The 14,510-nt window shown below is 61.4% G+C and carries 12 protein-coding genes and 1 pseudogene; 9 read left to right on the top strand and 4 right to left on the bottom strand.

Annotated elements, in window-relative coordinates; translation table 11 throughout:
- Positions 1-187: 187 nt before the first annotated feature.
- The 9 genes from ccoN (at position 188) to C7G61_RS32960 (ending at position 8,618) form a co-directional block, all read left to right on the top strand.
- The gene (gene ccoN / locus C7G61_RS33000) at positions 188-1,810 is read left to right on the top strand and encodes a cytochrome-c oxidase, cbb3-type subunit I (protein ID WP_108521779.1); all 1,623 of its coding nucleotides are present in this window, start codon (positions 188-190) and stop codon (positions 1,808-1,810) included.
- Positions 1,811-1,821: 11 nt separating this feature from the next.
- On the top strand, positions 1,822-2,556 hold the full coding sequence (ccoO, locus tag C7G61_RS32995; RefSeq protein ID WP_057854472.1) for a cytochrome-c oxidase, cbb3-type subunit II: 735 nt from the start codon (positions 1,822-1,824) through the stop codon (positions 2,554-2,556).
- Between the two features lie 11 nt (positions 2,557-2,567).
- Positions 2,568-2,732 (top strand): cbb3-type cytochrome c oxidase subunit 3, encoded by a 165-nt coding sequence (locus C7G61_RS32990; RefSeq protein WP_057846728.1) that lies wholly within the window; start codon positions 2,568-2,570, stop codon positions 2,730-2,732.
- 6 nt (positions 2,733-2,738) lie between these two features.
- Positions 2,739-3,608 (top strand): cytochrome-c oxidase, cbb3-type subunit III, encoded by an 870-nt coding sequence (gene ccoP / locus C7G61_RS32985; RefSeq protein WP_108521777.1) that lies wholly within the window; start codon positions 2,739-2,741, stop codon positions 3,606-3,608.
- 78 nt (positions 3,609-3,686) lie between these two features.
- Positions 3,687-5,150 (top strand): cytochrome c oxidase accessory protein CcoG, encoded by a 1,464-nt coding sequence (gene ccoG / locus C7G61_RS32980; protein ID WP_108521774.1) that lies wholly within the window; start codon positions 3,687-3,689, stop codon positions 5,148-5,150.
- The gene (locus C7G61_RS32975) at positions 5,147-5,668 is read left to right on the top strand and encodes a FixH family protein (RefSeq protein ID WP_057854475.1); all 522 of its coding nucleotides are present in this window, start codon (positions 5,147-5,149) and stop codon (positions 5,666-5,668) included. The genes ccoG and C7G61_RS32975 overlap by 4 nt, the downstream gene beginning before the upstream one ends.
- Before the next feature lie 11 nt (positions 5,669-5,679).
- Entirely contained in the window at positions 5,680-7,872 is a 2,193-nt protein-coding gene (locus C7G61_RS32970) for a heavy metal translocating P-type ATPase (protein ID WP_108521771.1), read from the top strand.
- Positions 7,872-8,060 carry a cbb3-type cytochrome oxidase assembly protein CcoS gene (gene ccoS, locus C7G61_RS32965; protein WP_108521769.1) on the top strand — a complete coding sequence of 63 codons (189 nt, stop codon included), beginning with the start codon at positions 7,872-7,874 and terminating at the stop codon, positions 8,058-8,060. The genes C7G61_RS32970 and ccoS overlap by 1 nt, the downstream gene beginning before the upstream one ends.
- Before the next feature lie 150 nt (positions 8,061-8,210).
- On the top strand, positions 8,211-8,618 hold the full coding sequence (locus tag C7G61_RS32960; RefSeq protein ID WP_057854144.1) for a DUF6455 family protein: 408 nt from the start codon (positions 8,211-8,213) through the stop codon (positions 8,616-8,618).
- 33 nt (positions 8,619-8,651) lie between these two features.
- Here C7G61_RS32960 and hemN read toward each other — a convergent pair.
- From hemN to cobU, 4 genes and pseudogenes are all read right to left on the bottom strand, one after another.
- Positions 8,652-10,001: pseudogene (gene hemN / locus C7G61_RS32955) on the bottom strand (oxygen-independent coproporphyrinogen III oxidase).
- A 2,428-nt stretch (positions 10,002-12,429) separates the two neighbouring features.
- Positions 12,430-13,062, bottom strand: coding sequence for a 5,6-dimethylbenzimidazole synthase (gene bluB, locus C7G61_RS32950; RefSeq protein WP_108521767.1), 633 nt, complete (start codon positions 13,060-13,062; stop codon positions 12,430-12,432).
- On the bottom strand, positions 13,062-13,850 hold the full coding sequence (cobS, locus tag C7G61_RS32945; RefSeq protein ID WP_108521764.1) for an adenosylcobinamide-GDP ribazoletransferase: 789 nt from the start codon (positions 13,848-13,850) through the stop codon (positions 13,062-13,064). Before cobS ends, bluB begins: the two co-directional genes overlap by 1 nt.
- A gap of 74 nt (positions 13,851-13,924) precedes the next feature.
- Complete coding sequence (gene cobU / locus C7G61_RS32940; RefSeq protein WP_108521761.1) at positions 13,925-14,428, bottom strand: bifunctional adenosylcobinamide kinase/adenosylcobinamide-phosphate guanylyltransferase; 504 nt, start codon at positions 14,426-14,428, stop codon at positions 13,925-13,927.
- Positions 14,429-14,510 lie beyond the last annotated feature (82 nt).

The raw sequence follows: 14,510 nt of genomic DNA, 5'->3' as shown, positions 1-14,510 counted from the left end.
GCGCGCAAGCGTCGTCCATTCTGATTCCTTCAGGCAGCCGCTGGAGCGGGTGCAAAATGCCCGCCGGTCGTGGGGGTAGCTGATCGGGTTGATCTCAATCAAGGACAACACAGCGAGACCCGGGCTGACGGGGCAGGCGCCCATGCAAAGAGAATCACACATGCAGCAAACTCAATCCACGAAATGGATGACCCACGGCGAAGCCGGGCTGATGCTATTCTTCGCGATGGCAGCCTTCGTCTGCGCGTTCGCAGCCGCCAAGGCGCTGGACGCGCCGTTCGCGTTTCATGCTTCGCTCGCTGCAGTGGCGAGCGGCGTCGCCTCCTTCGCCATCATGAATCGGTATCTCGACCGCCCCGCGTCGCTGCCGCCGGAGGAGATCAGCGGGAAGCCGAACTATAATCTCGGTCCGATCAAATTTGCCTCCTTCATGGCGATGTTCTGGGGCATCGCCGGCTTCGCCGTCGGGCTCTTGATCGCATCCCAGCTCGCATGGCCCTTGCTCAATCTCGATCTGCCTTGGACCAGTTTTGGCCGGCTCCGGCCGCTGCACACCTCGGCGGTGATCTTCGCCTTCGGCGGCAACGTGCTGATCGCGACCTCGTTCTATGTGGTGCAGCGGACCTGCCGGACGCGGCTCGTGGGCGATCTCGCGCCTTGGTTCGTCGTGCTCGGCTACAACTTCTTCATTGTGATCGCAGGCACCGGCTATCTACTTGGCGTGACGCAATCCAAGGAATATGCCGAGCCCGAATGGTACGCCGATCTGTGGCTGACGATCGTCTGGGTCGTCTATCTCGTCGTGTTCGTGATGACGCTGGTGAAGCGCAAGGAGCCGCACATCTTCGTCGCCAACTGGTTCTATCTCGCCTTCATCGTCACCATCGCCGTGCTGCATCTCGGCAACAACCTGGCGCTGCCGGTGTCACTGCTCGGCTCGAAATCCTACATCGCCTGGGCCGGTGTGCAGGATGCGATGTTCCAGTGGTGGTACGGCCACAACGCGGTCGGCTTCTTCCTGACCGCCGGCTTCCTCGCCATCATGTACTACTTCATCCCGAAGCGCGCGGAGCGCCCGGTCTATTCCTATCGGCTCTCGATCATCCACTTTTGGTCGCTGATTTTCCTCTACATCTGGGCCGGCCCGCACCATCTGCACTACACGGCGCTGCCGGACTGGACGCAGACGCTCGGCATGACTTTTTCTGTGATGCTCTGGATGCCATCCTGGGGCGGCATGATCAACGGCCTGATGACGCTGTCGGGCGCCTGGGACAAGCTGCGCACCGATCCGGTGCTGCGCATGCTGGTGGTTTCCGTGGCCTTCTACGGCATGTCCACCTTTGAAGGTCCTCTGATGTCGATCAAGGTGGTGAACTCGCTGAGTCACTATACGGACTGGACCATCGGCCACGTTCACTCCGGTGCGTTGGGGTGGGTCGGCTTCGTCTCCTTTGGTGCGCTGTATTGCCTGGTGCCCTGGCTGTGGGGCCGCAAGGAACTGTACAGCCTGAAGCTCGTCAACTGGCACTTCTGGATCTCGACCATCGGCATCGTGCTCTACATCTCGGCTATGTGGGTCTCCGGAATCCTGCAGGGCCTGATGTGGCGCGCCTACACCTCGCTCGGCTTCCTCGAATATTCCTTCATCGAGACGGTGGAAGCGATGCACCCGTTCTACGTCATCCGTGCCGCCGGCGGCGCGCTGTTCCTGATCGGCGCGCTGATCATGGCCTACAATCTCTGGATGACGGTGCGGGCAAGCGAGGCGGACGTCGGCACAGAGCTCGCGTTGCAGGCGGCGGAATAAGGAGCGATCGGATGTCCTTTTGGACCCGCCATCAAATCTTCGAGAAGAATTCCATCATCCTGATCGCGGGCATTCTGGTTGTGATTGCGATCGGCGGCCTGGTCGAGATCACGCCGCTGTTCTACCTGAAAAGCACGATCGAGGTGGTCGATGGCGTCAGGCCCTACACACCGCTCGAACTGGCAGGCCGCAATATCTATGTCCGCGAGGGCTGCTATCTCTGCCACTCGCAGATGGTCCGGCCGCTCCGCGATGAGATTGAGCGCTATGGCCACTTCTCGCTCGCTGCCGAGAGCATGTACGACCATCCATTCCAGTGGGGCTCGAAGCGCACTGGGCCGGATCTCGCGCGGGTCGGCGCAAAGTATTCAGATGAGTGGCACGTCACTCACCTGACCAATCCGCGCGCGATTGTGCCGCAGTCGGTGATGCCGGGCTATCCGTTCCTCGCCCAGACCGAGGTCGACACCGCTGTTGTCGCCGACAACCTGAAGGCCAGCCGCATCGTTGGGGTGCCCTATTCGGACGAGCAAATCAAGAACGCGGTCGCCGACCTGAAGGCGCAGGCGGATCCGGATAGTGTCGGCACCGACGCGTTCGGGAAACGGTATCCAAAAGCTGTGATCCGCAATTTCGACAGCAAGGCCGGTGCGCCGACCGAGATGGATGCGCTGGTCGCGTATTTGCAGATGCTCGGCACGCTGGTCGACTTCAAGCTCTACAACGAAAAAGCCAATCTTCGCTGAGAGGCAGGACGATGAAAGCAATCTTGATCGTTCACAACATCGCGTCGGACCTCGTCACCAGTGTGTGGACGCCGATCTTCGTCGGCCTGTTCATTGCGATCGTGATCTACGCGCTTTGGCCGCGGAACCAGGCGGTTTTCGACCAGGCATCTCGGATGCCGTTGCGGGAGGACTGAGAGGTCATGGCGGAAAGCGAACTTGACGAGGTTTCCGGCAAGACCACCACCGGTCACCAGTGGGACGGCATCAAGGAACTCAATACACCGCTGCCGCGCTGGTGGCTGATCACCTTCTACGCCTCCATCCTGTGGGCGATCGGTTATTGGGTGGTGTACCCGGCCTGGCCGCTTCTGTGGAGCTACACCAGGGGCGCGCTCAACTATTCGACGCGCGCCGCGGTCGGCGTCGAGCTTGCAATTCTGGAAAAGATCCGCGGCGACAAGATGATTGCGCTGGGTGCTGCTTCGCTCGCCGATATCGAAAAGGATCCGGCGCTGCTGACGCTGGCGCGCGCCCGCGGCAAGGCCGCGTTCGGCGACAACTGCGCGCCGTGCCACGGCTCGGGCGGCGCCGGCGCAAAAGGCTATCCCAACCTGAACGACGACGACTGGTTGTGGGGCGGCTCGCTCGACCAGATCGTGCAGACCATCCAATTCGGCGCGCGCTCGGGTCACACCAAGACCCATGAGGGCGCGATGCTCGCCTTCGGCAAGGATGGCATCTTGAAGCGGGACGAGATTGGCACGGTCGCCAACTATGTGCGCTCGCTCTCGGGCTTGCCGACGCGCCAGGGTTACGATGTCGCCGCCGGCGCAAAAATTTTCGCCGAGAATTGCACGAGCTGCCATGGTGAGGCGGGCAAGGGCAACCAGGAGCTCGGCGCGCCCAATCTCACTGACAAGATCTGGCTCTACGGATCGGACGAGGCGACCCTGAGTGAGACCATCACGAATGGTCGGGCCGGCGTGATGCCGGCGTGGGTGGGCCGGCTTGATCCGTCCACCATCAAGGCGCTGGCGGTCTACGTCCACACGCTCGGCGGCGGCAAGTAGCGGAGCAAAGGGAAGCGGCGTTGGGTTTGCGCTGGATCAACCCGGCAGAGAGGGAGGAGACTAAGAGAGCACGGGCCCATGAACAAAATCATCCAAACAGACCCCGACCAAGTCGAAGATGTTGGGCCGCTTTACGCGGCCCGCAAGAACGTCTACCCGCAGAGTGTTTTTGGCACCTTCCGTCGGATCAAATGGGGCCTGATGGCGTTCTGCCTGGGCGTCTACTACTTGCTGCCCTTCGTGCGCTGGAATCGCGGCCTTGGCGCCCCAGATCAGGCGGTGCTGATCGATCTGCCGAACAGTCGCTTCTATTTCTTTTTCATCGAGCTGTGGCCGCAGGAGGTCTATTACTTCACCGGCCTCCTGATCATCGCCGCGCTCACACTATTCCTGATGAATTCGGTCGGCGGCCGCATCTGGTGCGGCTATCTGTGCCCGCAAACGGTCTGGACCGACCTGTTCTATGCGGTCGAGCGCCTGATCGAGGGCGACCGGCGCGAGCGCATGAGGAAGGCGGCTTCCGCCGATCCCCTAAAACTCGGGCGCGTCTCCGAAATCGTGCTCAAGCATTCGATCTGGCTCTTGATCGCCTGGTGGACGGGCGGCGCATGGGTGCTCTATTTCACCGACGCGCCGACGCTGGTGAAGGAGCTCGTCACCTTCCAGGCGCCGGCGATCGCCTATATCTGGATCGCGATCCTCACCGCCACGACCTATCTGCTCGCCGGCTTCATGCGCGAGCAGGTCTGCGTCTACATGTGCCCCTGGCCGCGTATCCAGGCGGCGCTGACCGACGAGTGGGCGCTGAACGTCACCTATCGCTACGACCGCGGCGAAAAGCGCATGTCGGTAAAGAAGGCGAACGAGCTGCGGGCGCTCGGCCTGCCTGCCGGCGACTGCGTCGATTGCTATCAATGCGTGGCGGCCTGCCCGACCGGCATCGATATCCGCAATGGCCCGCAGATCGATTGCATCCAGTGCGGCCTGTGCATCGACGCATGCGACAACGTGATGAAGAAGATCGGCGGGCCGACTCGGCTGATCGGCTACGACAATGACATTAACATCCAGCGCCGGATGGCCGGCGAGCCGCCGATCTACCGCATCGTGCGGCCACGCACGATCATCTACACCGCGCTGATCGCACTCGTCGGTGGGATCATGCTGTATGCGCTGCTCACCCGTTCGCTGCTCGACATCAACGTGCTGCACGATCGCAACCCTGTCGCGGTGAAGCTTAGCGACGGCTCGATCCGCAACGCCTACACGGTCCGTTTGCTCAACAAGCGCGGTTTTGACCGCGTGGTGACGATCGACGTCGATGGTCCGCAGGATGCCGTTCTCCACGTCGTGGGCGACGATTCGATCACGCCCGACCGGCCAATGGTCGTGCTCGGGCGCGACGGCACCACAGAATTGCGTGTGCTGGTGACTGCTCCGTCGGAGAAGAATACCGAAAAATCGATCCCGACTAAATTCCGGATCACCGATATCGGTCTCGGCGAGGTCGCTTCCGCGATCGACAATTTTGTCTCGCCATGAGAACAAGTGGAGCTGTCGTGAACAGAGCCAGTGCATCGCCAAAGCCGCTCACCGGCCGCAAGGTGCTTTTCATGCTGCTTGCGTTCTTTGGCGTCGTCATCGGCGTCAACCTCACCATGATAAGGCTTGCTTCCATGACGCTGCCCGGCACCGAGGTCGACAGCGCCTATGCGGCGAGCCTTGCCTATGAGAAGGAGATCGCCGCCGCACGCGAGCAGGATGCACGCAGCTGGAAGGTGGACGCGCATCTTGCGCGCAGTGCGGACGGGGACACGGCGCTGGAAGTCAAGGCACGCGACGGGAGCGGAAAGGCGCTGACCGGACTGAAATTCACCGGTCGCCTGGAGCGGCCGACCGACCGGCGGGCGGACCGGGTGATCGCGCTGTCGGAGGTGACGGGCGGCATTTATCGGGGCAGCGGCCGCGCCGTCGGACCGGGGCAATGGAATCTGGTGCTGGAAAGCGAAGCCGACGGCCGGCGTCTGTTCATGTCTAGGAACCGCGTGGTACTGAACTAGGGGAACGCGTCATGCAGGCGACACGGGACTTTTCGCATTATGTTAAGCATCTCGGCTCCGGAGTGGCGCATATTGACCTCGCTGTCGAAGGCATCAGCTGCGCCGGCTGCATCTCGAAGATCGAGCGTGGCCTTTCAGCCATCCCGGACGTGACGCTGGCGCGCGTCAACCTGACCGACCGCCGTGTCGCGCTGGAGTGGAAGGAGGGCGCGCTCGATCCGGCGCGCTTCATCGATTGCCTGGTCGAGCTCGGCTACAAGGCCTATCCGTTCGAGGCTGTCACCGCTGAAGCGGCAGAGGCCGAGAACTCCCGCTTCCTGCTGCGCTGCCTGGGCGTTGCGGCGTTCGCGACCATGAACGTCATGATGCTGTCGATCCCGGTGTGGTCCGGTAATGTCAGCGACATGCTACCAGAGCAGCGCGATTTCTTCCATTGGATATCGGCGCTGATCGCGCTGCCGGCCGCGGCCTATGCCGGCCAGCCCTTCTTCCGCTCCGCCTTCAACGCGCTGCGCAGCGGCAACGTCAACATGGATGTGCCGATCAGCATCGGCGTCATCCTGGCGCTCGCGACCTCGATCGTCGAGACCATCGGCCATGCCGAGCACGCCTATTTCGACGCGGCGATCATGCTGCTCACCTTCCTCCTGATCGGGCGCTATCTCGAACAGAACATGCAGCGGCGAACCCGCGCGGTGGCCGGCAATCTCGCCGCTCTGAAGGCCGAGACGGCGACCAAGTTCGTCGGTCCAGACGAGATCTCCGTGGTGCCGGCCGCAGCGGTCAAGGCCGGCGACATCGTTCTGCTGCGGCCCGGCGAGCGTTCGGCGATCGATGGCACGGTCATCGACGGCAGGTCGGAGATCGACCAGAGCCTGATCACGGGGGAGACGTCGCATGCGGCGGTCAAGCCGGGCAGTGCGGTCTACGCCGGCTCGCTCAACATCTCCGGCTCCTTGCGCATGCGCGTTTCCGCCGCCTCCGAAGGCACGCTGCTTGCGGACATCCAGCGGCTGCTTGATCACGCCGTGCAGGGCCGCTCGCGCTATGTGCAACTTGCCGACCGTGCCTCGCGCCTCTACGCACCGGTGGTGCACGCGACGGCCTTCCTGACCATGATCGGCTGGTTGATCGCCGGCGCCAGCGTCCATGACGCCATTATCACCGCGATCGCCGTTCTGATCATCACCTGTCCCTGTGCGCTGGGGCTTGCGATCCCGACGGTGCAGACAGTGGCGTCGGGCGCGATGTTCCGCGCTGGCGTGCTGCTCAATTCGGGTGATGCCATCGAGCGCGTCGCCGAGATCGACCGTATCATCTTCGACAAGACGGGAACGCTGACGTTACCTGAGCTCGATGTGGTGAACTCGGCGGCCGTGCCCGCCGATGTGTTCGAGCTCGCGGGCCGGCTTGCGCTGGCGAGCCATCACCCCGTCGCCTCGGCGCTGGCGCGCGCGGCCGGCGCGAAATCGCCGCTGCCCGGGATCACGGAACAGCCGGGGCAGGGCGTTCGCGGCGTTCTTAAAGGTGAAGAGGTGAGGCTTGGAAGTCCAACTTTCTGCAAGGCCGATGATCTCGCGAACGAAGTCCTGAGCCGCGATCCCGAGGTTTCCGTCGTTGCCTTCGCGCGTGGTGAAAAACGTTATGTGTTCGCGGTCTGCCAGAGCCTGCGGCCGGACGCGCGCGCGGTCATCGCGGCGCTGCAGAAGCGTGGCGTGGCGGTAGAAATTGTTTCCGGTGACCGCGAGCCGGCGGTGCGCGCCGCGGCTGAGATGCTTCAAATCCCCGAATGGCGCGCCGGCGTCACGCCCGCCGACAAGATCGCCCGGATCGGGGAACTGAAGCGGCAGGGTTTTAAAGTCATGATGGTCGGCGATGGGCTCAACGATGCGCCGTCGCTGGCGGCGGCGCATGTCTCGATGTCGCCGATCTCGGCGGCGCATTTGAGCCAGGCGACGGCCGATCTCGTCTTCCTCGGCAACCGCCTCGCGCCGGTGATTGCCGCGGTAGACCATTCGCGGAAAGCGTTGCGCCTGATGCGGCAGAACCTCTATCTCGCGGTCGGCTACAATTGCCTCGCCGTGCCGATCGCCATTCTGGGCTTCGTGACGCCTCTGATCGCGGCCGCCGCGATGTCGGGCTCCTCGATCCTGGTGATGCTGAATGCGCTGCGTGCGCGACCTCTCCCGCAGGAGAATCTGTGATGGAGGTGATCGTGTTCCTGGTGCCGCTGGCGCTCTTGCTCGGCCTGTTCGGGCTGCTCGGATTTCTGTGGTCCCTCAAGAACGGCCAATATGACGATCTCGAGGGAGCCGCCTGGCGCGCGATTTCTGACGACGACGAAACGCAGGCTCCACGCCGCGTCGAGCTGAGGTCGGAATCGCGACCGTAATGCCTCGTCGTTGCGCGTCCCGGGATGCTTCCAATTTTGATCTGACGCAATACGGTCGGCTATTCGCCCCGCATACTTGACGTGCTCAAACCGTACCGGGAGGGTACTATGGCATCGGCTATAAGAAAGGAATCGATCGGAGGTAGGCTCATGGGCAGGTTTTCGGAGTGGCTCGGCCGGCTCCGTGATACCGCCGACCTCCGCGCCCTTGGAGCCGCCGAGCTCGATTGCATCGCGCGCGACCTTCGCGTCTCACCGACCGAGCTCGAAACCCTCACTTACCGTGGGCGGCGCGGCGCTGATGAGCTGTCGGGACTACTCAAGGCGCTCGGCATCGACGAGACGGCCATTGCGCGCAAGGAGCCGGGCGTGCTGCGCGACATGACGCTGGTGTGTGCACTGTGCGCCGAAAAGACCCGATGCAACCGCGAGATAGAGGCGGAAACAACGGCGCAGCACCTTCATGAATACTGCGCCAACAGCTACACGATCGATGCGCTGCGGACGAAGCCAAAGCCAGATGCGATGGATCTCGTTCGTGGTCCGAGCTGCTGCTGACAAGCTACAAATGGTCTAAGGGCCTCTCGGTCTTTAAACCGCGCGACTGTGCACGCCTGTTGACCGCGAAAGGTGAGCATCAAACGCTGAGGCGACGCTACGCACCAGGAATTCCGATCGTTCGCTGACGGTTAGCCGACCTTGAGACATTGTCGCGACTCCGTCGGCTAAAAGCCGGTCGATTCGGGCGCGATCGACGACTGCTGTCCGTGGATCCCGACGATGGATGCGGGATATCTGCTCCAGGTCAACGGTCAAATCGCACATGATCCGCTCGATGATATCAGCGCGGAAAAGGTCATCCTCGGTGAAAGCATAACCCTTCACCGTGGCTAGCCGGCCCTCCGCGATGCGGTTCAGGTAGTCGCGGATGGCCACCACGTTCTGGACAAAGCCGTGTGGCATCCGACCGATCGCGCTCGCCCCGAGGCCGATGAGTGTGTCAGCGCCGTCATCGGTGTAGCCCTGGAAATTGCGCCGCAATCGGCCATCGCTGCGCCGTCGCGAGCGCATCGTCTGGGAGCGCGAAGTGATCCAACCCGATGCGCACATACCCCGCGTCCTGAGGGGCCTCTGCGATGGTCTCGGACTGAACGTGTCGCTCGACACTGTCAGGTAAGCTCTCCTCCGCGATCTTGCGCTGATGCTTCTTGAATGAGGGGACGTGCGCGTAGCCGAACACCGAAAGCCGGTCGGGGCGCAATTCGACGCACTTGGCAATGCTGTCTAGACAAGAGCTTACCGTCTGAAAAGGAAGACCATAGAGAAGGTCGAAGTTGATCCCCCGCACACCTGCCCGGCGAAGCCTTTCGACTGCAGCTGCCGTCTGCTCGAAGCTTTGCAATCTATTTATTGTGCGCTGCACTCTTGGGTCGAAGCTCTGGACTCCGAGGCTCGCGCGGGTGACCCCGCAGTATTCTAAAGTTTGCGTCAGGTCGTTGGTCAGAGTTCGCGGATCGACCTCAACGGCAATCTCGGCATCCGGAACCACGAAAAAGATACAGCGCAAGGCGTAAGCGAGATCGACGAGCAGTTGCGGAGCCATGATGGTCGGAGTGCCCCGCCGAAGTGCAGATGCGCGACCGGCAGGCTTTTCTCTATCGTGTCCGCGACTAGTTGCGCCTCCCGACGCAAAGCTGCGACGAACGCGGCGATCGGCTCCTCGTGCTCGGCCACCGATGTATGGCATCCGCAGTACCAGCACATTGAGCGACAGAAAGGTATGTGAAAATAGAGCGAGACGGGTCGGTGGGCCGAAACCGATCTGAGCCAATGCCGATACACCTTCTCGCCGATTGCAGAAGAGAAGTGCGGGGCTGTTGGATAGCTGGTGTACCGTGGGAGCTTGTCTTGCCCGTAGATGTCAGCCAAATCCGATCGCATATTCGAGTTCCCCCCATTCCTAGCCACATAAGAGCCTAGCGCCAACTGGACTTTGCGCTGGGTCAGGGAGTATGACCGGCGAGATCAGCGATTCAAAGCCAATGGGCTTGATCGTCAAGGTTGTCGTTGGTAGTGTTCTAAATCACCGGGAAACTATCAATTTGGGAATGTTTTTCGATGGCTCCCCGACAGTCTGCTGCATTGTCGCATCCCGGATACAAAAATCCGGATACGGAGCAGCGTGCACTTCTAATCGGATTGGACGCTACCGAAAGAACTATTGAAGGTGATCACTCCTTTCAGCGAGTAGGGAACTGCACTTTTCAGCGTCGCTACGCTCTGGCGCAAGCCCTGCTTCCTGCTCACCGTGAACGTTACCGCTGCGTCTGGCGCAGGAGGAAGTGGACTAAATCTCAGCGACCGCAATGCCGCTGGTCGCCGAGAACATCGCCATGCATCCGATGATTGGCGCCGACATGGCGTTCGGCGTCTCCGAAAATGCGCGCGTATAGTTCATAGGCGTTCCAATTTGCATTCACGCGGAGGATAGGCAGATGCGTGGAAACTTGACGACCGAAAAAGCCCGACGCACTTTGCAAGGGGGAAGCAAGAGGTGCGTCGGGCTGCAACCTGGAGGTTGCGGGCATCGGCACGGGTGAACGTCCGTGTCCACGCCCAACATCATCTTTGCAAATGACGTGCCGCTCGAAGGCTGTCGATGATGTGCGTCTAGTCGGCCCGGGGCACGGCCGCGCGATATTCTTGGATTGAGAATAGTGTCGCAATTACCACGTTGCCGAGTGAGACTTTGTCGGGCATCAAACAATCATGGGCCATGATGAGCCGGGTGCCTCGCCGTTTGCGAGCCGTGTCCGTGCAAGCCTCGATGATTACCTTCGCACCAGCCGTCGGCCAACGCGCCCCCTCAGCGGTCTTTCGCGATTGAAGCCCTAAACGCGCAATTGTGAGATTTCCGCGGCGTGCCCTGGCTGATCCGTAAAAGCAGCGCAAGCCCGCAGCGGGCCTTGCAGGTGGGAAAAGGGCCGAGGCCGCGCAAAAAAGTCGGCCACCGCGAGGTCTTGATAGAATAGATTGCTATGAGGCCAGAGCTTACGCTGGGTCATCACAGCGTCCGGCGCGAACGACGCGATTTAGATCAAGGCCGCTGAACGCATGTCTTTATGTATCAACAGTATAGATGCATCCCATCAAAACAATCGATTTCACCAATTTTACGGAATGCTGCATAGAAAAAGCGCATAGTCTGGTGCAAATGGCCGCACACACTCGGCGTCATTTCCGTCGTGGATGACGATCAGTCGGCGGGTGTAGCATTGACGGACAGCCTCTTTTCCGTGGGTCCATCTCAGAAGCATGATCTTGGTGACCGTCCTAAGATTACGTGAGGGAAGAACTGACGCCGTTGTCGACCTTCCCGCGCAGCGTTGGGCCGAATTCCCTGAATAGAGCAGAAGGAAGCGAAGCCAGATTTCATTTGGAACGGATATCGGCCTTCCCGTGGCTAAAGTTAACGGCGAATGCCCTCGCCGTAAATGAACCGTCGGCACCCTCCCTCTGCCGACGGAAGCTGGTGCGATGTGTAACAGCGTCGCTCCTCCCAGACTGACTTCCGCCCGGCCGCCGAAAGGGGGCCGGGCATTTTTTACTATGGCGAGTATGAGCGCCAGCTTGCAGATCTTGCATTTGATCTCACTCACGCCCATGAATTCAGGGGTTGGCCGCGTCCTCGCACCAATCCATCGCTAAATCAGAACGGCCCATCGGATTAGTTGATGTCTGTCACCGGCCTATTACTTCGCAACGATACTGGGACGGCAGAAAAGCGTTTTGTCAAGGACAGGCATGGCATTACCACTAAGTGCGTTGATTCAAATAGTTGTGGCCTCGTACAGCTGAAGTGGCGACCGGGTATTATTCTTTCCCGTCGAATTGCGAGCACACTGATCGATCATCGTGCGAGCGTACTCTGGTAGATGGCTGCGGGTGGCTTCTCACGCGCTCTACCCATCATTGCTGGGCGATCGATGTCGGTTAGCGCCTAGCTTTAAGCGCGAGGCCCACCGGTTTCGACGGCAGCCAGCAACAGGCGCCGCATCGGTCGCGCCGATCCGGGGCCTCAACCCGAACGAGTTTCTCGCTTCTTAGCTGCGCACGGGGTATTGCGAGCGAACACAGCCGTCCGGAACTGGAAATTCTCTCTCTCTCTCTCTCTCTCTCTCTCTCTCTCTCGAAAAACATCGCGGCCCGGGTCTGCAGTGCCAGACAAACCAGTGTGGGGCCAATATCTAGCCGAGAGGAATCTAACGTTGCCCTTCGGCCAATCGCCAGGTCGTTAGTCCTGGTTGGTTGACCGACACGACGTTAACACGCGACGAAGGCTCCGGGTGGAAACTTGAAATTCTGGGCGCTAGCGTCGAGTGGTAAATTCCTTCGCCGATCGCCGATATTCCCAGTTGGCGCGCTCAAGTTCGGGTCGATCAAACTCTTTCTGGGGATAGCCGACGCAGAGATAGCCGATGAACTTCCAGGACTCCGGCACTTCAAGAACCTCGTGGATGCGAGCCGGGTTAAGGATCGACACCCAGCCAAGTCCGATGCCGTCTGCACGTGCGGCGAGCCACATGCAGCAGATGGCGGCGGCGACGGAGTATTCGACCGCATCCGGCATGGTTGCACGCCCGAGGCGATGCCCCATATCGTTCGTCTTGTCCGCGAACACGGCCAGGTGACCCGGGGCCTCTTCGAGACCGGCGAGCTTGAGGCTCGCATACCGCGCCGCGCGTTCGCCTGAATAAGAATGCAACGCATCGGCGTTGCAGGCCCTGAAATCCTCGACCACGGCACTGCGCCTTGCGTTGTCTTCGACGATCACAAACCGCCAAGGCTGGCTCAGGCCGACCGACGGGGAAAGGCAGGCGATCTCAATCAGCCGCTCCATGGCGCCGCTCGGCAGCGGATCGGGACGAAAGCGCCGCACGTCGCGGCGCCACACGAAGAGCTCGCGCAGTTGCCGGCGAAAGGCTTCATCGAAAGCGACCATCAGGGTCCTGGTTCCGTGTGAAGGAGGGCAGCTGTCATCAGCAAAACCACGATCTCGCCAATCTGTTCGAACGCACCCAATATATCACCTGTCTGTCCGCCGACCTGCCTCGTGGCAAGCCACGCCAGTATCAACCCGGCCAGTGAGAGCAAAATCACTCCGATCAACGCCTTGCTCGGCCCGGAACCGAAAACGAGGCAAAGAGCCCCGAGAGCAAATGCAATGGCGGCGCTTCGCCCCGGCGGCCGTCCGGCTCGGGCCGAAAGCCCATCCGATCGCGCCGGCGGAATCAGCCACATGAAGGCGGGCATGCCGGCGCGCGCCGCCGCATGTGCAACCGAAAGCGCGGCCGCGATCGACATTGGCTCGGCGATCGTTTCGAGCGCGCTCCATCGCAAGATGAGCGATGCGATAAGCGCGCACGCGCCGTAAGTACCGATCCGGCTGTCGCGCATGATCTCGAGCTTCCGCTCGCGCGTCCGGCCGCCGCCGAGCCCGTCGGCGGTATCGGCAAGGCCGTCCTCGTGCATCGCGCCGGTGACGAGAACCGTGGCCGCTAGCGCCAACATGGCTGCAGGGCTTGGCGTCAAGCCCACCTCGCGTGCGATCCAGTAGACCGCCGCACCGGCAAAGCCAACCAGCAATCCTGCCACTGGCAACGCCCAGCTCGCGCGGGCAACATCGCCATCGCTGACCGGCGTCGCCGGCCCGAGAGGCAGAAGCGTGGAGAGCGAAATGGCGATTCTCAGGTCAGTGACGATGCCCCTGAGATGCTCGAAATGATGCATGTTTCTTCATCCCTCGAACCGTCAACTCGCTCGCGCTCACCCGACGACGCGTCGCAATTCCGCCAAGCGCGGCATTACTTCAGCTTCATCGGCAATCCTGCCACGACGAATTCGACCTCGTCCGCAACGGAGGCAATCGTCTGGTTCAGGATACCCGCCGCGTCCCGAAATGCGCGCGCCAGCGCATTATCCGGCACGATACCGAGCCCGACCTCGTTCGTGACCATGATGACCGGGCTGCGCTGGCGGGCAAGCGCGTCAGCGAGCAGCGAAGCCTCATGCGACCAGTTGCGTTCCGCGTGGAGCAGGTTCGACAGCCACAGCGTGAGGCAATCGACCAGCCTTGCGCCACCGCCATCGGTTTCGATCAAGGCCTGCACGAGATCGAGCGGAACCTCGCGCTCGATCCAGTCCTTTCCTCGCCGCGCGCGATGCTTCGCTATTCGCTCGCCCATTTCCTCATCGAGCGCCTCTGCCGTGGCGATATAGACGGGCTGTTCCGGAAAAGCGCGGGTGCGGACTTCTGCGCGTAGGCTTTTGCCGGATCGGGTGCCGCCCGTGATGAGTATGATGGCCATGACGTCCTCCGCTTAAGGCCAGCACTAATCACCAATCTTCGACAAAGACAAAGGTGAAATCAGGCGATATGGGGCTTGCCTT

Source organism: Bradyrhizobium algeriense, from assembly GCF_003062295.1.
GTDB lineage: Bacteria > Pseudomonadota > Alphaproteobacteria > Rhizobiales > Xanthobacteraceae > Bradyrhizobium > Bradyrhizobium algeriense.
This window is presented reverse-complemented; position numbering and strand designations above follow the sequence as displayed.